At 58.1% G+C, this 21,222-nt stretch carries 13 protein-coding genes and 4 pseudogenes; 16 read left to right on the top strand and 1 reads right to left on the bottom strand.

The window, feature by feature from the left end:
- Positions 1-156: 156 nt before the first annotated feature.
- From METAC_RS25170 to METAC_RS25750, 4 genes and pseudogenes are all read left to right on the top strand, one after another.
- Positions 157-639: an SNF2 helicase-associated domain-containing protein gene (locus tag METAC_RS25170; RefSeq protein WP_026606760.1), complete on the top strand. Its 483-nt coding sequence runs from the start codon at positions 157-159 to the stop codon at positions 637-639.
- 409 nt (positions 640-1,048) lie between these two features.
- A pseudogene (tnpC, locus tag METAC_RS27080) lies at positions 1,049-1,825 on the top strand (IS66 family transposase); the annotation flags it as partial.
- A gap of 542 nt (positions 1,826-2,367) precedes the next feature.
- The gene (gene nusG, locus METAC_RS23005; RefSeq protein WP_051335479.1) at positions 2,368-2,910 is read left to right on the top strand and encodes a transcription termination/antitermination protein NusG; all 543 of its coding nucleotides are present in this window, start codon (positions 2,368-2,370) and stop codon (positions 2,908-2,910) included.
- An 889-nt stretch (positions 2,911-3,799) separates the two neighbouring features.
- A pseudogene (locus tag METAC_RS25750) lies at positions 3,800-4,655 on the top strand (IS5 family transposase).
- Between the two features lie 15 nt (positions 4,656-4,670).
- Here the strand turns inward: METAC_RS25750 and METAC_RS0108950 are convergent.
- Positions 4,671-4,931: pseudogene (locus METAC_RS0108950) on the bottom strand (transposase); the annotation flags it as partial.
- A 360-nt stretch (positions 4,932-5,291) separates the two neighbouring features.
- Here METAC_RS0108950 and METAC_RS27075 point away from each other — a divergent pair.
- From METAC_RS27075 to asnB, 12 genes and pseudogenes are all read left to right on the top strand, one after another.
- Positions 5,292-7,463 carry a sugar transferase gene (locus METAC_RS27075; RefSeq protein ID WP_245257453.1) on the top strand — a complete coding sequence of 724 codons (2,172 nt, stop codon included), beginning with the start codon at positions 5,292-5,294 and terminating at the stop codon, positions 7,461-7,463.
- A gap of 447 nt (positions 7,464-7,910) precedes the next feature.
- Positions 7,911-8,660 carry a class I SAM-dependent methyltransferase gene (locus tag METAC_RS0108930; protein WP_026606756.1) on the top strand — a complete coding sequence of 250 codons (750 nt, stop codon included), beginning with the start codon at positions 7,911-7,913 and terminating at the stop codon, positions 8,658-8,660.
- Between the two features lie 76 nt (positions 8,661-8,736).
- Positions 8,737-10,257: a lipid II flippase MurJ gene (locus METAC_RS22985; protein WP_198017193.1), complete on the top strand. Its 1,521-nt coding sequence runs from the start codon at positions 8,737-8,739 to the stop codon at positions 10,255-10,257.
- Positions 10,258-10,493: 236 nt separating this feature from the next.
- A pseudogene (locus tag METAC_RS27070) lies at positions 10,494-10,841 on the top strand (transposase); the annotation flags it as partial.
- A gap of 140 nt (positions 10,842-10,981) precedes the next feature.
- On the top strand, positions 10,982-11,728 hold the full coding sequence (locus METAC_RS0108915) for a transposase (RefSeq protein WP_036255417.1): 747 nt from the start codon (positions 10,982-10,984) through the stop codon (positions 11,726-11,728).
- A 565-nt stretch (positions 11,729-12,293) separates the two neighbouring features.
- On the top strand, positions 12,294-13,427 hold the full coding sequence (locus METAC_RS0108905) for a glycosyltransferase (protein WP_036255416.1): 1,134 nt from the start codon (positions 12,294-12,296) through the stop codon (positions 13,425-13,427).
- A gap of 53 nt (positions 13,428-13,480) precedes the next feature.
- Positions 13,481-14,857 carry a hypothetical protein gene (locus tag METAC_RS26770; protein ID WP_026606752.1) on the top strand — a complete coding sequence of 459 codons (1,377 nt, stop codon included), beginning with the start codon at positions 13,481-13,483 and terminating at the stop codon, positions 14,855-14,857.
- Between the two features lie 101 nt (positions 14,858-14,958).
- Entirely contained in the window at positions 14,959-15,771 is an 813-nt protein-coding gene (locus METAC_RS22975) for a class I SAM-dependent methyltransferase (protein ID WP_051335478.1), read from the top strand.
- A gap of 430 nt (positions 15,772-16,201) precedes the next feature.
- Positions 16,202-16,855 carry a methyltransferase domain-containing protein gene (locus METAC_RS0108885; protein ID WP_156898154.1) on the top strand — a complete coding sequence of 218 codons (654 nt, stop codon included), beginning with the start codon at positions 16,202-16,204 and terminating at the stop codon, positions 16,853-16,855.
- A 106-nt stretch (positions 16,856-16,961) separates the two neighbouring features.
- On the top strand, positions 16,962-18,158 hold the full coding sequence (locus tag METAC_RS0108880) for a glycosyltransferase family 4 protein (protein WP_198017191.1): 1,197 nt from the start codon (positions 16,962-16,964) through the stop codon (positions 18,156-18,158).
- A complete protein-coding gene (locus tag METAC_RS0108875) occupies positions 18,151-19,062 on the top strand; it encodes a methyltransferase domain-containing protein (RefSeq protein WP_026606748.1) in 912 nt (303 codons plus the stop codon). The genes METAC_RS0108880 and METAC_RS0108875 overlap by 8 nt, the downstream gene beginning before the upstream one ends.
- Complete coding sequence (gene asnB / locus METAC_RS0108870) at positions 19,062-21,029, top strand: asparagine synthase (glutamine-hydrolyzing) (protein WP_026606747.1); 1,968 nt, start codon at positions 19,062-19,064, stop codon at positions 21,027-21,029. Before METAC_RS0108875 ends, asnB begins: the two co-directional genes overlap by 1 nt.
- Positions 21,030-21,222 lie beyond the last annotated feature (193 nt).

Genomic DNA, 21,222 nt, shown 5'->3' with positions numbered 1-21,222 from the left:
GGAGGCGTCGGACGCCGCCTTTGTCCGGGATTATGCGGCGGCCGGGACGGATTTGCAGAGCTTTCTGGCCCAACGCAATCCGGCCTGGACCCTCGTCGGCAGGGTTCATTTCAACCTCGCGGAAGATGGTGCGACGCGGAAGTCCCCTGCGCCTTCATGGCGACCTACACGACCGGCCTCTCGGCCGCCGCCACGGCCCAGCATCTGCCTTCGGGCGAGGCGCTGCGCCAATATGCCGGGGCGAAGAACAAAAATGAGCTTCTATCGGTGCTCCGGCCGGTTCAGCGCGCCGCCGACAAATGGGATTGGCTGAAGCCTTTGGTCGAGGCTGGCGACATCTTCCACCCGGTGCGCGGGGACCGCGAGAGGCTCTCGGGCTCATCCAGTCCGCGCCCGATCTCGAGGAGGCGGGGGGTAATTTTGCGGATGCCGCCGGCCTGGCGCGCCGCGCGGCTGCCGCGCCCCAAGGCGACGGCGACGATCGGGCGCCGCGAGCCTTCGGCCCTTGGGCTTGATGGGCTGCTCGATTTCAGGGTCGAGACGACGCTCGACGGCGAGCCGTTAACGGAGGGAGAAGTCAGCTTTCTGCTCGCGGGTACGGACGGGCTCGCGCTCCTGCGGCCAATGGGTCGAGGTTGATCGCGCCCGGCTCGAACGGGCGATGACGCGGTTCCTCGCCGCCGAATCCCTCGCCGCTCTAGAGGGGGCGAGCTTCGCCGAGGCGATGCAGATGATCGCCGGCGCGGCGGTGACCGAGGAAGAAATGGAAGATGCCTGCGCCGGCTGGGCGGAAGTCGCGGCCGAGCACTGGCTCGGCCGAGACGCTGCAAGCGTCGCGAGGTCCGGCGCTTCGGGAAAAGATCCTGGCGCGGCGTTGAAGGGTGCACTGCGGCCCTATCAACAGGACGGAGTCGCCTGGCCGCGGCTCGTCAGCGGCCTCGGCCTCGGCGCCTGCCTCGCTGATGATATGGATCTCGGCAAGACCACCAGGTCCTTGCGCTGCTGCTCATCGCGCAACGCGATGTCGCCGGGTGCAGCAGCCAGCCCGACAGGTCGCATCTGGGTTCATGTGCGCGACGACAAACCGCTTGGCGGCGCGGCACCGCCTGCCGCTTCCTTCTACGCCTCCCGCGACCCAACCGGCGAGAATCCCGAGCGGGTATCTGGCGCAGTTTGCCGGACGCCTCTAGGCCGACGCCTATGGCGGCTACAACAGACTCTATCTTCCAGATCGCAAGCCCAGTCTTATTACTGAGGCGCTGTGTTGGAACCACGCGCGACGAAAGTTTTTCAAATTGCCCGATATCGCCGCAAATGCGCGGCCGGGAAAGGATGCGCCGCCGATCTCGCCGATTTTCCTCGAAGCGGTCAAACGCATTGGCGTGTTGTTCGGTACCGAGCGTGAGATCAACGGCGTGACGCCGAGCAGCGGGGCTGGCGGTTCGGGAGGAACGAAGGGCACCGCTGGTTGACGCGCTTGAAGGATGGACGCGCTCAGAGCGCGCCAGGCTCTCCCGCCACGCCTCGGTCGCAAAGGCGATCGACTATATACTCAAACGATGGCCGGCCTTCACGGGCTTTGTCCATGACGGCCGGATCTGCCTGTCGAACAGCGCGGCGGAACGGACGCTGCGTGGTCTCGCACTTGGAAGAAAGTCATGGCTCTTCGCCGGCTCCGAACGTGGTGCTGAGAGAGCTGCCGTCATGTACGTCCTGATTGAAACCGCAAAACTTTGCGACGTCGACCTACAGGCATGGCTGGCGGATGTGTCTACCAAGCATCGCTAGCCAGCCGCAAAGCCAGGTGGCCGAGCTCCTACCTTGAAATTGGCGGCAAGCCAGGCCTTCGCGAAAGCAGCCTGAACATGACGACGCCGACCTATGTGTTCACCAACGGCCGCGTCGCTGAAATCCTCGCTGAGGATGAAGACTGACTGCAGAAAATCGCCATGGAGTTGGAGCCCGAAGAAGGGCATATCACTGTCTACGGAACCGCTGATCTGTCTACATCAGCATTTACTGAGTTCGGCGTAAAAAACCTCCAAAGCCTTATCGAGGAGCATAAACGTCAAATGGCTCAAGCAGCGCAGAGGCTCAAAATCAAATGGACGTATTGGTTGCAGCGCCGGGCGGCTACGCAGGCTGCGGTCTTGACCGAATGGCTACGCTTGCATTCGGCTAACCCTTAATGTATATTTAAACATAAAATATAGGCGTCACATATCATCTCTCACTCGGGAGGAGATTAGCTATGTTCGCCCATTTATTTCTCGGAAGCGCTTTGAGAACGACGCTCGCAGCGTCAACCAGCGATCATCGGCGCACAAGTGTCGTGAGGAGCCGCTCCGGATATGTTGGGCGCAGCTGATGGCGGCCGATATACGCGAGGCCGAAAACATGGCCCTCTTCTCGGGCGAAAGGTGGTTTCTCGCCTGCACATGGCCGCACCGAGAGGCCACGGCAGAGACCCATCTCAGGCGGCAAGGCTTTCGTTCGTTCCTTCCGCAATACCTGAAAACGGTGCGTCATGCGCGCAAGATGCGCAATGTGATTGCACCGATTTTCCCGCGGTATCTATTTGTCGCGCTGAATCTCGAACGCGATCGCTGGCGCAGCGTCAATAGCACGATGGGCGTGACGACCCTGTTTATGGTGAATGATCGGCCGGTTCCGGCGCCAGCGGGGATCGTCGAAACACTGATCCGGTCGGCTGATAGGTCGGGGGGGCTTCAGTTCTCCGATTCTCTCGAGCGCGGTCAAAAGGTTCGCCTCGTGGCCGGACCCTTTGCACAAGCGCTTGGGGTTCTTGATCGACTGGACGACGCGGGCCGCGTTGAAGTCTTGCTTGAAATCATGGGCGGCGGGATTCGCGTAAGGCTCGCCCGTTCGTGGGTCGAACCGGTCGTCTGAGGCGGTTCGACCTTAAATGCAAAAAGTATAACGGGCGCTCGGGCTACGAGTCACCCAAACGGCGGTAGCTTGGCCGAATGGATTTGTCCGTCTCTGCGGGTTTTGCGGCGAGGGGCGGGTGCTTTAAACTTCGCGGAACGCTTGTCTGGGTTTGCTGGCCGTCGTGGAATAATTGACGGGGCGGCGACGAGACAGGCGAGTGGCCCGAGGTCTTGACCCCGGAAACGTCGATTTGTGCTGTGGGAGGCGACGGACGCGGCGTTGGGGAAGGGCGGTCCTGAGGTCGTCTTGTTCGCCGTGGCGAAAGTTTGCGCGTTTTTGCCAGTCGGTATGTCGTGGCGAATTCCCCTCCGATAATCTGATGATCGAGGCGAATATCGGTGAGGGATCGCGTCGGCGCCGAGACGAATTTTTCTCGGTATGAGCCGCGTCCGCTGGAAACGCGCTGAGCAGTCAAGCAAGGAAATCGCGTTGCTCGCCGCGCGCTACAACCGCCGCCGCATAGCATGCCATTACAAAATATTCCACAGGATATTGCCTTGATTGTCCTGGCGGGAGATGAGGAAAGCCTTGCGGCGACGATTCTCACGGCGCGGCGTGAGGGCCGTTGGCGGAGGTGAAGCGGAGCCTGGAGCATGCGTCCGCGATGAGGTCGCAACAGTTACTGTCTCACAATGAAAAGGCATTGCTCGATACGCAGTTAAGAATCGAGCGCCGATGTGAACCCAACGCGGCGGCCGAGGCCACCTGAGACGATCTGGCTTCTCAGGCTCAAGGATCAGACCCGCTTCCGCCAGGCCCAGACCTAAGTGTCCGTCCGGGAAGTAGTTGAATGGGATGAATCATTTGTGATTCATTTGAGGCGGCCTGATTCGAGAAGGGGCCGCCGATGTGGACGCCAGAAAACCGCCCGAGATACAATCGTGACAAGCTGTGCTATCCGAGCGATCTGACGGACGACGAGTGGTCGCATGTCGAGCCCTTGATCCCTCCGGCCAAACGCGGCGGACGGAAGCGCTCGGTTGAACCGCGGGAAATTGTGAACGGCATCATGTATGTGCTGAGCACGGGATGCCAGTGGCGCTATGTTCCCAAAGACCTGCCGCCAAAGAGCACGCTGTTTAGTTATTTCGATCTTTGGAACTGGGATGGCACGCTGGATCGCATTCGTCACGCGCTCTACGCGAAGTGTCGCGAAGCCATGGATCGTGAAGCAAGCCCGACGGCTTGCGTCATCGACAGCCAGAGCGTGAAAAGCGTGGAAAAAGGGGGGCAACATCGATCCAAGCGGCTATGATGCGGGCAAAAAGATCGACGGCAAGAAGCGCCATATCCTCGTCGACACGCTAGGCTTGCTGCTTCATGTTGTTGTGCATCCAGCCGATATTCAAAATCGTGACGGCGGCGTGGTTGTCCTCTCCACCTTGTTCGGCTTGTATGCGTTTTTGCAATAGCTTTTTGCTGACGGCGGATATCAGGGCCCGGTCTTTTACAAGGCTTCAGCCAAAATCCTGCCGCAGCTGCAAATCGAAATCGTCAACCGCTCCGATCAGGCTAAACGGTTCGAGCTTCTGCCGCGCCGTTGGGCTGTCGAACGCACTTTCGCGTGGCTTAATCGCTGCCGCCGGTTGGCCAAGGATTTCGAAAATCTCACCTGAAACGCGCTCGCTTTTCTCCGCCTGGCCTCAATTCGCCTCAGCTGCTGGCGTGACGCGCCGTCACGTAGGCGACAACTTTCTTCATGAGCGCTGGCCGGGAAACCGTTTTGACAGGACATCCTGCGAGACGGTTTTGTTCAGGCTCAACTCCGCGACCAGATTCTTCAGCCGGGCGTTTTCCTCCGAAAGCTGCTTGAACTCGCGGACCTGATCCGACTCCAGCCCGGCGTACTGGCTTTTCCATCGATAAAAAGTCTGCTCGGAAATGCTGACCTGTCGGGCCAAGTCCGCAACCGGCAGGCCCAATTCCCCCTGCTTCAAAACCGCGACGATCTGCTCAACCGAAAACCGCTTCCTCTTCATGGCCAATCTCCCGTTCCAAACCTGGGAAATCCGCCAGAAAACTAACTCAAAAGCTGGACCACTTCGCCCATGTCACGTCAAGACCGCAGCGATGAAGGAAAGCGCCGAAGCCTGCCCGCCCGTGGGGAGCGGCGATCCGCAGCAGATGGATCGGTTCGGCGACGGCCCACCAGAGACCCAGACGAATATACCCGGGCGGCGGGAGATGCCAAGGGAGACGCGAGCCGCGCTGGCCAGCCTCCGCCACTGAGCTGATCTTGGAACAGGCCAGGCAAGCAGGACCAGCTCAGTTGCGGAGGCCCATAATGATTTCTGATTAAATCCGGCTCCCTTTATCTGGAGCGCAAGGCGCTGCTCTATGTGCGTCAGGCCTCGGCCCATCAAGGTCTGCACAACCGGGAAAGCAGCACACTGCAATACGCCATGCAGGGTCGGCTGACGGCGCTCCGCTGGACCGAGATCGAGGAAATAGATGATGATCTAGGCCGCTCTACTGCAGGCGGCGTCCTGCGCGCCGGCTTCGAGCGGATCGTCGCAGAGGTGTGCCTCGGCAAGGTCGGCGTCATCCGCGCGCGCGAGGTCTCGCGCTTCGCTCGCAACAGCCGGGACTGGCAGCAGCTAATTGAGATGTGCCGCGTGGACGACACCGTGCTGATCGACCAAGAGACGATCTACGTTCCCCGGCACGGCAACGATCGCTTGCTACTCGGACTGAAGTGCAGCCCCAACAAATATGAGCTCGATCTCTTGCGCCAGCGCTTGCTTTCCACTCGTTACGAGAAGACGCGTCGCGGCGAACTCGTCGTCGGCGCTCCTGTCGGCTTTGAGAAGGTCGGCGACCGCTACGAGAAGGATCCAGACCACCGCGTGCAGGTGTCCACTGCAGAGGTCTTCGATAAGGTTGACACATTCAAGAGTATTCCGGGGGCGCTGACTGTTAGATCGCCGCGCCTTTTTAGCTTCCGGGGGGGTAGTATGCGTCAATTACTCTTTTTGATCATTGACGTCGTTGTTGTTGCTTTCGCCACGGTCTTGGCGCTATTTCTGAGGGAGAATTTCGAGTTCTCGATGGCCCAGCTCCGGGATATCGGGCCATATCTTCTGTGCACGCTTGCAGCCGCTACAGTCACCTTTCCAGCATTTCAAACTAGCCGGCCCGTCTGGCGGTTCTCGATGATGACGGACTACCTGCGGATTACTTTCGCGATTGCGGCGACGGTGATCGGCGCCCTAGCGATCGGGTTCAATTTCAACCGCCTCGACGGGGTGCCGCGCTCGTTGCCTCTTCTGCAAGGCTTGCTGACGCTATTCTTTCTCGTCGGCTTGCGCATCCTAGCCCGCACTTGGCGCAACGCCGCGGGTGAGTTGATCCGGCTGGGAGCCAAAGAGACCCCCCGAGCGGTTCCGCAAGAAAGAATTAGGTGCGAAACTGTGCTTGTCGTTGGCCTCAATGAGCTGGCGGCTCTTTATTTGCGAGCCGTAGCCGCGATCGCGCGCGAACGTGTCCTGATCGCGGGCGTCTTGACAAACGATGACGGTCGCCATGTCGGGCGCGCTGTCCTGAGACACCAAATTTTGGGAACGTGCGAGGAGGTTGTGGACGCGCTTCGCGCTCTCGAGGTTCACGGTGTATTCGTCGACCGCATTGTGGTGACGAGCGCTTTCGACAAGCTCTCGCGCGACGCGCAAGATGCGTTGTTAGAAATCGAGAAAGGCACTAGCGTCTGTGTCGAATTCTTGGTTGATCAAATGGGGCTCGGACCGCGTTTCGCCAGCGAAGCCGGCGAGGGGGCAGTCGCGGCCTTGAGAAACTCGTTCACCGCGCTTTCGCTGAGTTCTGAACACCTGGCCGCATTGGCTCGGCGGCCTTATTGGCGCGCCAAGCGCCCGCTCGATTGCTTCGCCGCTCTAGGATTGCTGATCGTCGTCGCTCCGCTCATGGCTTTCGCCGCGGCGCTCGTTGCGATCGATCTGGGATTGCCCTTAACATTTTGGCAGCAGCGGCCAGGTCTATTCGGCCGGCCGTTCAAGCTTTACAAGCTGCGGACCATGGCTCCCGCGCATGACGCTTCCGGCCGCCGCTTGCGCGAGGACGAACGCTCTTCCTGCATCGGACGCTTCCTGCGGCGCACGCGCTTGGACGAGCTCCCCCAGCTCTTAAGCATTCTCTGGGGCGACATGTCCTTCGTGGGACCGCGGCCTTTGCTGCCGGTCGACCAACCGCCGGAATTCGCAGCGCGGCTGCTCGTTAGGCCTGGGCTTACGGGCTGGGCTCAGGTCAAGGGCGGGCGCGACATTTCGGCCGTGGATAAAGGCGCGCTCGACGTCTGGTATGTCCACAACGCGTCGCTCGCCTTGGACATCGAAACGCTCATCCGGACGGCGCTTATTTTGATCTTCGGCGAGACCATCGATGCAGCGGCGATCCGCGAAGCGTGGGAGTATCTGCACCGCGCTGAAGCCGACGCGCGCAAGGAGCCTGTAGTTTCGGAAGGCGACGCGGCTGCATTCTTCAGTGTGGTGGCGGAATAATTCGCGACCGGTCGCCCGAGGGGTTGAATGAGGAGCCGCCCCAAAAAAAGGTTAGCCTAGTCTCGCTGCGCTCAGCGTTGCGCGACACGTGAAACGAAATATCCTATCGGGTGAAGCGATTCACCGAAGTGCGGTAGCTTTCCAAACTGCGCACGAAAAGCTTCCCTCCATAGTCTTGCACAAGCGCAATGGAGCTTCAGCACAGGCGGTCGTGAAGTGCGGTCTTCAAACATGGCATAGCGGGAAAACCGACTCGCGAGATTCCGCGACGCCAATATCTTGACGCCGGAAAGCCGTAGGCTAGGCGATGACGCTCAAAAATTTGGGCGAACGCCGGGTTCGAGAAAGACGCCGCTTGCCAGATCCCACAGCTTAGGAAAGGCTGGATGGGCGGTGCGAGCTCGCCTCTGGCCCGAGCCTTTTAATTCAGGCGTCAAGGAAGGGTTCATGGGATTAGTGAGAACTTTGATTGAAGCGAACATTCGGCTTTCTCAAGCCTTTGACTCGATTTTGCCTGAGCGCGTCCGCGAAGACGGCAATCGCCATTTTACGGATCACATTGTCCCTCTCGCTCTGCGACGCGGAATTACGCTCTACGACGTCGGCAGCGGCCGCACTCCATGCCTAAGTCGAGAAACCAAAGAAAAGTGGGAAATGACAGTGGTCGGTCTCGACATCAGCGCCGAGGAGTTGGCTGCAGCGCCGCCGGGCGCCTATGATCGCGCGATCGTTGCGGACATCGGGGAGTTTGTGGGCGCCGCCGAAGCTGACGCCGTGATTTGTCGGGCGCTGCTCGAGCACGTTCCGGATACATCCCGGGCGATGCGCGCTCTCGCTGGCTTGCTGAAAGACGGCGGTCGCATGTTCATTTTCGTGCCGTCCCGCAACGCCGTTTTCGCACGCCTGAATTTGCTGCTGGATGAAAACCTTAAGAAATCGCTGCTCCGGTTCTTTTACCCCGAGGCAAAAGGGCAGGGGTTTCGTGCATATTACTCGCACTGCACGCCTAGTCAGATTGAAGAGCTCGCCAAGAAAAACAGGCTCGAGGTCGAGGTGCGGCGCTTATTCTGGATAAGTTCGTATTTTCAAGTTTTTATACCGGCATTTTTGCTGTGGAGACTCGGGCAACTTTTGTTGTTTCAGTGGTTGCGCACCGATGCAGCTGAAACATTCATTTATGTTTTGCGCAAAGATTAGATGTTCACCCAAAGAGGCGCCTGATGCGGCTTCACTCGAAACAGACTGTCTGAGTGGTCAAGAATTGAGCAAAAGATTGCGCGCAATCGAAAGTTGCATTGAAGATTCTATGGATCTTGGCGGATCGGAGAAGGCTTTGATCGCCTCTGCGAATTTGAGCGGTTCCGGCGACTCAGAGGTTTCGGGAGCATGGCCGCTATTGGGTCAAGGGACAGCCAATTCGGCGGAGAAGACGCCTCTTCGACTCATCGCGTCGATTGTCGCGCTAGCGCGAAGTGTACGCGAGCACCTGTCCGATCCCCAATCGTCGCATCGTCAGATCGCAGTGGGTTTCCTCAGCGTCAGCTTTTTTGTCTTCATTGGTAAATTTGCCGGCGCCGCGAAAGAAATGGTCGTCGCTTGGCGCTATGGCGTCGGCGAGACCATTGACGCTTATGTTTTTGTTTTCAACATGGTCAATTGGCCCATCGCAGTCTGGTTCAACGTGATGTCGACGGTGCTGATCCCCTTATTTGTGCGCCTACGCGCCGAAGACGCTGTCGGGCTACGGGTGTTTCGCGCCGAACTCTATGGTGTGACTGCGCTGGCGGGAGCCGCTTTGGCCGCGTTGGTCGGCGCGCTGCTGAGCTGGACTCCCTTTCTGGCCGAAGCCAGCGGCCTGGCCCCTGGCGCTACGCGCATCGCGCACGAGATCGTCTGGCCATTGGCGCTGTGCATTCCGTTGGCTTTGCCCATCAGCGTGCTGGCGTGCGAGACCATGGCGCAGCGCCGGCACGGCAACACTTTGCTGGAAGGCGTGCCCGCCCTGACGCTTTGTTTCGCAGTGCTGCTGATGGGCGCCTGGCCCGCCGCCGCCCTTTCCTATGGAACGCTTGCCGGTTTTTGCGCTCAGTTCGGCATTATGTTGTGGTATCTGAGCTGCTTTGACAGCATTCCAAGACTGCGGATCGGCTTTTCGGCCTTCGCGTGGCGCCCGTTCCGTGGCGTGATAGCGACCATCGTGGTCGCGCAGATCGTTAATACGCTTGCCGCCGTAATTGATCCTTTTTGGGGCGCGCGGCTTGGCGAAGGTGTGATTGCGGCCATGAGTTACGCCAATCGCATGCTCGCGTTGCTAGTGGGAATGGGGGCTTTGGCGATCGGGCGGGCCATGCTGCCCGTCCTGTCTGGACTGGAGTGCGGCGATGGCCCACAACGCTATCGTCTTTCTAGGCTATGGGCGTCGGGCCTATTTGCGCTCGGTGCGGTCTGCGCGGCGGTAATTTGGATCAGCGCGCCGCTGTTGGTAAGGCTGGTTTTCGAGCGCGGCGCCTTCATCGCCGCCGACACCGCCCGCGTCACCGAGTTCTTGCGTTGGGGACTGCTTCAGCTTCCGTTCTACTTCGGAAGCCTAGTGTGGGCTTCTCAGCTCAACGCCGCACGCGCCTATCAACTGCTGTTCTTCGGCGCGCTAGGCAATCTTTGTGTCAAGGTCGGAGGGAATGAAGTGGCGAGCCGTCTCATTGGCGCCGATGGGCTGTATCTGGCCACTGCGTGCATGTATTGTTTCTCGTTCATTTTTTACTGGTTTGGGGCGCGACGAATGACAGAAAGATAATGAAGCCCCACTGCCAGTGTTAAGTTTACTATCTTCTCTCAGACAGGTGCAAGGCGCGGGTGCTTAAAATGCGTTATAGTTCGTGGATCCTGACGTTGGCGATGAAGAATGCCTCGACTGGCAAAAGACTTCGGCGCCTCAAAAAAATTCTCTCCTTCAGGCGCTGCGCAAATCAGATTCAAGACACCCCGGCTCCGAGCGTAGGAGGTTGCGTGTGACAGCTCGGTTTCTTCGATTTGAACCGGCGCTATGAAGGTCTTGATGAAAAGAACGATCTGCTTGTGGCGATCGCGGCGCTGGCTCTCTTCGAATCCTTCCGGCCGAGGCTCAAGGCAGCGCTGATTAAAGCCGAGCTTCGCGAGAGCGAAGCGGAACCCAAGAGCTCGGCGGGTCGTAAGCCTTGGAATGAAGTGGTGATCTTCGAGGCTTTGGTGTTGCAGGCGCTCTACAATCTCTCCGACAATCAGGAGGAATATCAGTTTCGCGATCGCCTTTCATTCATGATTTTTCTTTGCCTTGGTCTTGAAGACACGGTTCCCGACGGCAAGAATTTGTGGCCCTATCGCGAGGCGCTGACGAAAGCGGCGCGGTGGAAAAATTGCTCGATGGGTCCTAAAAGACAAGGGCTATCTCGGCACGGGCGGGCAAGATTGGGCCGCGCCGCCGGATATAGCCCTTCGGCTCATGTATTGCCTCTGGTTTTGAGCTTGCGGGCGGCGGGCACATGCTGGAAGACTTGCGCGTGCTGCGTGGCGATGAAGGGCTGCGTTCTCTTCTTCGCCTGGATGAAGTGCCGAGCAGCGATGACGCGGGCGATTGGCTGCGAGGCATGGGCGTGAAAGAAGGCGGCGGGTTGGCGGCGATTGAACGTGTAAACCGCAGCGTCTTTCGCCGCCTTTTGTGCAATGACGAACGCACCGGCTACACACTCGACATCGACGCGCCGCAAATCTTGGCGGAAAAGCGTCATGCTTGTTATACCTACACGGGCGACAAGGGTTACATGCCACTGCCGCGGCATACAGCAGAAACAGGTCTCGTCATCGGCTATGAGTTCCGCGAAGGCGACGCGGCTCCGGCCGCGGGGAACCTCGAACTTCAACAAGTCTGCGAATGCGACATGCCCAAGGGCGAGGAAATAACGGCCATACGCGCCGACAGCGCGGCGTATCAAGCAGCAATCTTCAATTATTGCGAGGAAGCCAACAAAGTCTTCGCGATCCGTGCGGATCAGGACGCGGCGGTGAAGACGGCGATCGCGGCTATTCCAGAAGGCGAGTGGAAGATGTTTCGCGACGGAGAAATCGTCGAGACGGTCCAATGCATGAACAAGACCAACAAGGCGTCCCGACTTATCGTCGTGCGGCGTGCTCGGGAACAGGATTGGTTCGAGGACCACGCGCCCTATCGCTATCACGCCATCGCCAGCAATCGCGCGAACGAAGACGTGGCTGCGACGATGGAATGGTAGTCGCGACGGGGTGACGCCAGCGAGAACCGCATCAAAGATTGAAGATCGGCTTCGGCATGGAATACATGCCCTGTGGTTCGTTTCAGGCCAACGCTGTATTTTTCGCCATTGACGCGCTGACCTACAATCTGTATTTCGGCTCTCGCTCCCATGCGCTTGGAAGCGGTTGGGAGGGTTTGCAAGTGCGGACCGCGCGCTGGCGGTTGTTTAGACGGCGGGCAAGATCGTGCGCCATGGCCGGCAGATGTTTTTGAAAATTAGCGCCGCCATGGTGGAGATGTTCGCCGTGATCCGCGAGGGTTGCGCGCGCATCATGCGGGAAGGGAGCGCCATTCCCCAGACGCTGTGATTCCCCGGCGCTTTGGCGCCCTTAGGAAACAGAACGATGAACCGCCGATGGCGAAGGCGTGCCTGAAACCTTTGACAACCTTGGCGCCGGAAGCAAAAATCGCCTGCGGAGCAGGTTGCCAGAGACGCTAGCCGCGGCCGCGCTTCACAAAATGGGCTGAAAATTCCCTTCAGCCCAAATCGTTCGTATCATCCAAATTCCTATCGTGAATCTTGGGTGGATCCAAATGGAAGTAGAGAAAGCGTGAAACTGCTATTCTACCTTGAGTCGCTTTGTTCTGGCGGGGCCGAGCGGGTGACCGCTAATCTCGCCAATCACTGGGTTCAAAAAGGTTTGAAGGTCGTCGTTGTCACTCACGCTCCTGTTTCGACCGATTTTTACCGTCTTGACCCGTCGATCGAAAGGGTTGCGCTGGATTTGCGTGGTGAGGCAGATCACGCTGTCGTGGTGTTATGGCGTAACTTCCGGCGGATCGCGGCGCTGCGACGCGAGCTGAGCAGGGTTAAACCTGACGTCGCCGTGGCGATGATGAGCGTCGCCAACGTGCTTCTAGCTTTTGCCAGCTACGGACTGCCTGTGCGAGCCATTGGCGCGGAGCGCGTTCACCCGCCGCTATTCGGGTTCGAGGGCGTCCGGCGTTGGGTGGCCTGCCGCAGCTATGGACGACTATGCGCCGTGACGGTGCAAACCCAGAAAAGCGCCGATTGGGTCAAGGCGCATACCAGTGCCCGACGCGTCTCGGTCATTCCCAATGCCGCGACGTGGCCGCTGCCAAAGCACGAACCCGTCATCGATCCGGCATCGCTCATTCGACCCCGACGGCGCATGCTGCTGGCGGTTGGACGATTGGAGGAGCAGAAGGGCTTTGACCTGCTGATCCCGGCCTTTGCCTCGCTCGCGCAGCAACATCCGGAGTGGGATCTGGCGATCCTCGGCGAAGGATCGCAGCGCGCCGCGCTCGGAGCGCTGGTTCGATTTGCCCGGATGGAGGATCGGGTCTTCCTCCCCGGGCGCGTCGGCAATGTCGCCGACTGGTATGGGCGCGCCGAGCTTTACGCGATGAGTTCGCGCTTCGAAGGGTTCCCGAATACCCTGGCCGAAGCGCTGGCCTCTGGCGTCCCGGCGGTGAGCTTTGATTGCAACACCGGTCCGCGCGACCTCATCCGTCCTGACGTCGACGGCTTGCTCGCGCCGCCGGGGGATACGGAAGCGCTCACCGCCGCCCTAGCCTGCCTCATGAGCGACGAGGCGATGCGCCAGCGCTGCGCAGGCCGCGCCATCGAGGCCCGCGAAAGATATTCAATGAGCGGCGTAGCCGCAATGTGGGAAAACTTGTTTGCGGAACTTTGAAAAAAAAGCTGCCTCGCGGGGATCAATTTTCATGGCGTTGAGGAGGGGGCTTTATGTCTATCTATGAGGCATTTGTCATTGTAATTTATGTGTGCTCCTTTGCGCTGTTTGCGGTCGTGTTTGCGCAAGCTGCGCTGCAGTCTGAGTTTGGCGTCTTCATCATTTTTGCTGATTTGCCACTCGCATTAGCTCTGTGTGTTTACCCCATCCTGATGGCGTCCGGTATGATTGATCCCGGCATAGAGGGAGTGGCGTTTCTCACCTATAATCCCGCTCCTGGCGTCACCGCAGCCTTTCACATATTGCTCTTTGCGTTCGGTTCTTTCGTAGGATTTAATATTCCAATTCGCGGGGATGTAACGGTTGGAGCGCACAAGATTGTTCAGTTCGGCAGGGCTACGATCCATAGCTGGCGTAAGGTCCAGCTAGTTGGGATTTTTATCTGGATTCTATTTTTCCTCTTGGTCGGATGGGACACAGCGATCCGTCTTGCGATATTTGCGAGGGCGGGCGAGATAGAAGGCTTTGGGGAGGATCAGCGTTGGCTCTTCATTAAAACTATTGGGACCGTTTTTGTTGCACTCTCCGCAAGTTCAGTTCCTCTACATTTGATAGACAAATCTCGAGATCTGTTGTCGGTGGCTCTTCATATATTACTTGTAATTATTCTCTATATCAATAGTTACAGCAGGAATTATATCCTATTATTTTTAATAATTCCTATTGTTGTCCACATCTTCTCCCTGAGAGGCGTTTTGCCACTTCTAGTTGGCGCTGGAGTAGCTCTTGCCATAGGGGTTCCAGTTCTACTTTACACCAAATCACTGGGATACGCCGCCGCTAGTTTGGTCTCCGAAGGAGTGGTGGGAGAAATTGAGGGATATCAGCAATCAGACTCATTTATAGAGACCTTTCTGAGGAGCAACGAAGCGCAGTGGTACTCAGTGCAGGCTGGCATTAATCAGTTCGTCGCGACGGGAGGCCCAACGGTCCCTGTCGATCTCGTGCTTGCCGCAATATTTGGAATTGTGCCGTCAAGAATCCTAAGCTATTTCGGTCTTGATTATCTGTACTATGGTAGTTTGGCGGATAATAGTTTAACGTGCGTTAATACAAAGCAGTTTGGGATGTATGCGCAGGATACGGCTTGCACTATTCCGCCATTTTGGGCCGGGTTTTCTGCATATACGATTCCGATATTTGGTGGTTTTATATTTGGCTTTGTTCGATTCTATATATGGGGGTACCTTACGAAGTTATGGGTGCTTGTAAAATCAGTCGAGCCTCGAAGTCTATGGGTAGTGTACTTTCTTGCTATTCAGGCATGGGGCGTCTTCTTGTTGGTTCCATCACAGATCGCCGTTATTGTTTTCAGTTTGGTCATGTTACATTTGATACGTATGGCAACAGGAAGTCTGATGCGTTCGTGAACTTTCCGAGATCTTGGGGTTATGCGATCATGCGGCGAATGATGGAAAATGTGAGAAGGGCGAGTTGTGCGGCAATCCCGCATCCATGTGGAGACGATAGAATGAGCAAGGAACTTACGGATTTATCGACCCACTATGGATTTGGCGAAAACTGGAGCGCATTTGTCGATCAGTTGAACGACACCGCCATTGACGAGGCCGTGAGAGGCTTTCGCCGGCTCTTAACGGCAGAGGAAATTGCTGGACGTCACATGCTCGACCTTGGTTGCGGTTCTGGTCTTCACTCCTTGGCGGCGCTTCGCCTCGGCGCCGGGCAAGTGACGGCGATCGACATTGATCCGGTTTCGGTGGTGACCACGCAACGGCTGCTCGGCCGCCTTCACCCGAACGGGCGCTGGTCTGTTAAAGCGCTTAGCGTGTTCGAGACCTCGCGAATGCCCCAATATGACGTCGTCTATTCGTGGGGCGTGCTTCACCATACGGGGGACATGATCCGGGCGATAAAGATGGCCGCCGATCGCGTCGCTCCTCGCGGGCTCCTTTGCGTGGCGCTTTACCGGCGCACGCCTTCGTGTTGGGCTTGGAGAATCGAAAAGCGCATCTATACCGGATCGCCGCAGTGGGTTCGGCGGCTCATCGAGGCGATCTACGTGGCGGCTTTCCGCTTGGCGTTAGCCCTGAAACGGAGAAGTTTCGGAGATTATGTCGATGAGTACGTAAGGCGGCGCGGGATGAACTGGATGACCGATGTGCGCGACTGGCTCGGCGGTTATCCATATGAGTCGATTTCCAAGGCGGAGGTGGTGCGGCTTGCTGGTGACCTTGGTTTCGTTCCGGTCCGGAACTTCTGCGGGAAACAGTCGCTTGCCCTTTTGGGCTCGGGCTGCGACGAGTACGTTTTTCGACGTGCGTGAAGGATGGGCTCCTTTAGGTGCAGAGCGTTGATGGCTCGGTTGAGCCAGCTTACGAGGACGGCTATGACGTTATATCGCGAACCCGTGCTGTTCTTCAGTTGCCGATGATGCTTGCCTATGAAGGCCGTAATCTTTGGGGCTGGCGGTAGCGCTGTGGTCGCTTCCATCCTGGCCCGCCGTCGCAAATGCAGCCGGCCTTCACACCGTTGCGGAGAAGCGAAAAATGACTGGGCTGTTGGCCGGCCACTGCCTGCTTGAACCTCGCCTTCTCAGGATAACCCTCGACAGTTATCTCCTCTATGTCGTTGCCAACCAGCTCGGCAATCTGAGGTTGCTGCTCGTAGACTTAGCCAGTAGTTTTGGAACAACGCATGCGACGCTCGAACTGTCCGAGTCGTTGGACTATATCCGGGAAGTCTAGCAGGAATACCTGACCCAGGCTGGAAAACTCAGGTTCAGCGGACGCATCGCCGAGGTCGGCCCCGGCGACAAATGCGGCGTCACGCTGCTGATGCTCGCCGACGGCGCGGAGCGCGTCGATCTCGTCGACCGCTTCTACTCGAAACGCGTTCTGAAACAACAGGAGCGCATCATCGCGGCGCTGATCGCCGAGACGCCGGCGCTGGCGAATTTTGCATCATTGCCGAGGGAAGAGGACATCCACCGCGTCTGGCGGCACTATGGACAGCGGGCTTTGGCGGAACTCCCTTTCTTGGACAATCGCGGCTATGATTTCATCGTCTCGCGCGCCTTCATGGAGCACGTCACGAATCCCGTACTTTCGCTGCGGCGGATGTATGACGCGCTCAATCCAGACGGAACGACGATTCACAAGGTGGCTTTACCTGACCACGGGATATTCACCGGTTACGGTTTCCCGGTGCTGAAGTTCATGGATATTCCCACCGCGCTATATTCGCTAATGACAGGTGGTTCTCCCTATCCGAACCGGGTCCCTTTAAGCCGTTATCGTGACGCCTTGCCTGGGCGCCGCATTATCGTCGCGGACCTGGTCGGCCTCGGCGCCATCGAGAAGCCGAAGCGCTATGAGGTTATTGATCCCAAGTGCAGGAGCTTCTGTTAGCGGAAGTGCGCGGGCGCAAAGCCGGAATGTGCGCTGAGCTGCGGCAGGGGAGAGACGAAGATCTCTCCGTTGCGTTGTCCGTCGTCGTTCGCAGCAAGGATGCGGTGTGACTGCTATTTCTCTCTACTTGGGCAAGAACCAGCACGCTGAGCAGAAAATCAGAATGAAACTGACATTTGTCATAACCGGCCTTGCTCCCGGCGGCGCCGAAACAATGCTCTTGAAGCTTTTGGAGAATATCGATCGCAGCCGCTTCCAGCCTTCGGTGATCTCGCTGACCACTGAAGGGCAGATTGGCCCGTGCATCAAGGCGCTCGGCGTTCCTGTCAAAGCGCTCGGCTTTAATAAGAGGAAGTTCGCCGGTCCATGGGCATTTTCGGATCTCGTGCGGTGCCTGAAAGAGTGGCAACCGGATGTTGTCCATTGCTGGATGTATCATGCTGATCTCGTCGGCGGCCTCGCCGCGCGCCTTGCAGGCTTGAACGCCGTGGCCTGGTGCGTCCGTAACGGCGGCCTTTCGCGCGTCGAAACCAAAGCATCGACCCACCTGTTATTGCGTATCAATGCGCTGCTTTCGCATTGGGCTCCAAAGCGCATCGTCTTCTGTTCGGAGGCGTCGAAGTCGTTGCACATCCAGCTAGGTTACGCTGGCGACAGAAGCCTCGTGATCCCCAACGGATTTAATTTGCGCTGCTTTATTCCGGATCCCGACGCCCGCGCCTCGCTGCGCGAGGAGCTGGCCGTGGCGCTGGATGCGCAACTTATTGGTCTCGTCGGGCGATATCACAAGCAGAAGAACCACCTCGGCTTCATCAAGGCTGCTAAAGGGATCGTCGAAATCCTGCCCGATGTCTGTTTCGCGCTGGCCGGCTGGGGGGTGGACGCCACCAATTCAGAACTGACGGAGGCGATCGCCGCTGCCGAAATAAGGGATCATGTGCGTTTGCTCGGCCACCGCGTCGACACTCCGAGGCTAATGGCGGCGTTTGACGTCTTGGTGTCCGCTTCCACCTTTGGGGAGGCGTTCCCGAACGTGCTGGGGGAGGCGATGGCTTGCGCGACGCCGTGCGTTACGACCGACGTCGGCGATTCCGCCTATATCGTCGGCGACACTGGTCGCGCGATCGCCCCAGGCGACCTGGAGGGGCTGGTGAAAGCTGTTGTTGAACTGCTCCAAATGCCGCAGGAGCGGCGTTTGGAGCTAGGACGGCGCGCCCGCGTGCGGGTCACCGAGTTTTTCGCAATCGACGAAATCACGCGGCAATATGAGGCGTTTTACGAAGAGTTGGCAAAGAATGAGTGAAGCTTGGCAGCAGTTAAAACGGACGACGCCGTGGTGGTTGCGGATTGCCGCGAAAATAGCGCTCTCCCGCCTCCCGCTTCCCTATCAGTTTTGGAAGCGGCTGCGCCTGTTTGAGCACGGGGACATGGACGACCCCGAAAAAGCACTGCGAACCTTCATTATCCATGCCCGGACGGCAGGGATCTTCGACGGCGCGCGGCTGAAGATCAGACCAGGCGAAGACTTCGGGTTTCTCGAACTTGGTCCTGGCGACACGTTGTTCACCGCTTTCATCGCCAATGTTTTGGGCGCCACCCGCTCTTGGCTCGTGGATTCGGGAGCCTTCGCCGCCAGGGAGGTCGGCGCCTATCAGCGCCTTGGAGATTTTCTGCGCGCTCAGGGATACGAGGCGCCAAGCTTTGACCCCGAAAGCGATATCCACGAACGGTTACGGCAGGTCCACGGTGCCTATTTGACCGAAAGCGTGTGCTCGCTAAAACAAATTCCGGACAGCTCGGTGGACTTCTGTTTTTCGAACGCCGTTCTCGAACATGTGCGAAAGAGCGAGTTCGAGGCGCTCGTTGTGGAGTCGCGGCGGATCGTCAAGCCCGGCGGCGTCTGCGTGCACCGAGTGGACCTCAAGGATCATTTAGGTGGAGGATTGAACAACTTGCGTTTTTCAGAAACGATATGGGAGCATCCGCTGTTTCAGTCCTCCGGTTTTTACACGAACAGGATTCGCTTCACCGAAATGATAAGTCTGTTTCAACAGACGGGATTTCAATGCGATGTGCCGCGCGTCGCACGCTGGGAAAGATTACCAATCAAGCGGGACGCCTTAGCTGAACGCTTTCGTAGCATGCCGGATTCAGAGCTAACAGTAAGCGGCTTTGACGCGGTGCTTCGTCGCAGAGGGGATGACTGATGTGCGGCGTCGCGGGCTTCCTTGGATCGGGAGGCGTTGGGCCGGACGAATGGCCTTCCCTATTGAACCGGATGGGGGCGGCCATCGCCCATCGAGGACCGGACAGCTGCGGAATTTGGACTGATGCGGACGCCGGGATAGGTCTGGCGCATCGCCGCCTAGCGGTTGTTGATTTGTCGCCGGCCGGGCGTCAGCCGATGATCTCGCCTTCGGGTCGATTCGTCATCATTTTTAACGGCGAGATTTACAACCACGTCGAACTGCGCATGGAACTTGACGCCGCTCTCGAAAAAAAAAGCCAAAGTATTGGCTGGCGCGGGCATTCCGACACGGAAACCTTGCTAGCGGGGTTCGACGTGTGGGGCGTCGAGACGACGCTAAAAAGATCCGTCGGAATGTTCGCCATAGCGCTCTGGGACAAGCAGCGGCGGGAGCTCGTTCTGGCCCGCGACCGAATGGGCGAGAAGCCCCTGTATTACGGTTGGTGCAATGGCGTCTTCCTCTTCGGCTCGGAGTTGAAAGTGATCAAGGCGCATCCCGCTTTCCGGGGCGAAATTGACCGCGACGCCGTGGCCCTGTTGTTGAAGCACAGTTACATCCCGGCACCATATTCCATATACAAGGGCGTTCGAAAGCTCAAGCCAGGAATGTTGCTGCGCGTTACGGCGTCGAGCGCCGCCTTTGACGATCCCGTCGTCTATTGGTCATTTTGTGAAGCGGCGGAAAGCGCTCTTGCGAATCCGTTCACTGGAAGCGACAGCGAAGCCGTCGAAGCGCTCGAGGCGTTGTTGCGTCGATCCGTATCTAACCAAATGCTGGCCGACGTTCCGTTAGGGGCGTTCCTCTCCGGCGGCGTCGATTCTTCCACTGTCGTGGCTTTGATGCAGGCGCAGTCTTCACAGCCGATCAAAACTTTCACCATCGGCTTCGATGAAAGCGCATACAATGAAGCAAAGTACGCGAGGGCCGTCGCCAAACATTTGGGCACCCAGCATACGGAGCTATATGTCTCGCCCAAGCGGGCGATGGAGGTAATCCCGCTGTTGCCTGCCCTGTATGATGAGCCATTTTCCGATTCGTCGCAGATTCCGACCTATTTGGTTTCGCAAATGGCTCGAAAGCATGTTACCGTTTCCCTGTCTGGCGATGCGGGAGACGAGCTGTTCGGCGGCTATACGCGCTACCTTCTGGCGCGCACTCTTTGGGCGTGGGCCGGAAAATTGCCTGGACCAGCTCGATGCAAGGTTGCGAGCTTTCTTTCGGCGGCCTCTCCCTCTTTCTGGGACAAAATCTACGAGAAGGCCTCACACATTTTGCCGCAGCGGTTTCGCTCCACGCACTTTGGACACAAAATTCATAAATTGGCGGAAATTTTTTCTGCAACAAGCGCGGACGACATCTACGATGGGCTCATTTCACATTGGAGACGTCCGACCGACACAGTAATGGGGGCGACGGAGTCCCCTTCGCTGATGTCCTTGCTGAAAAAGGCGGACAGCTTCGAGAGTTTTGAGGATCGGATGATGGCGGCGGATTCGCTCAGCTATTTGCCGGACGACATTCTGGTCAAGGTGGACCGGGCGGCGATGGGCGTTTCCCTCGAGACCCGCGTTCCGTTTTTGGACCATCGCGTGTTGGAATTCGCCTGGCGGCTTCCCTTGCGCATGAAGATGCGCAAGGGGGAGAGCAAATGGATTTTGCGGCAGGTGCTCTACAAGCATGTTCCCCCGGACTTAATCGAGCGGCCGAAGATGGGTTTTGGCGTGCCGATCGATGATTGGCTGCGCGGTCCCCTGCGCGATTGGGCGGAAGGCCTGCTCAACGAACAACGGTTGCGGCGGGAGGGCTATTTTTACGCCGAGCCGATACGCCGCAAATGGGACGAGCACCAGTCTGGTCAGCATAATTGGCAGTACCATTTGTGGGACGTGCTGATGTTTCAGGCGTGGCTGGAGCGGGAAAGCTAGGCGAGCGTCCCCGTTCCTGCATCCGTATATCGAAGAGCTTTTCCCCTTTGGGGCTGAGGCTTTCGCTGGCTCATGAGGGTTGATCCATGAGAAACTACCGAAGAAATATTTCGATGCAGTGCACGACGTGCGGCGGTTGAGGAAGTGAAATTGTTTGAAAAAGGCCCATCATAGCTAAAAAGGGACTTGATAG

Origin of the sequence: Methylocapsa acidiphila B2, assembly GCF_000427445.1 — a bacterium.
GTDB classification, from domain to species: Bacteria; Pseudomonadota; Alphaproteobacteria; order Rhizobiales; family Beijerinckiaceae; genus Methylocapsa; species Methylocapsa acidiphila.
This window is presented reverse-complemented; position numbering and strand designations above follow the sequence as displayed.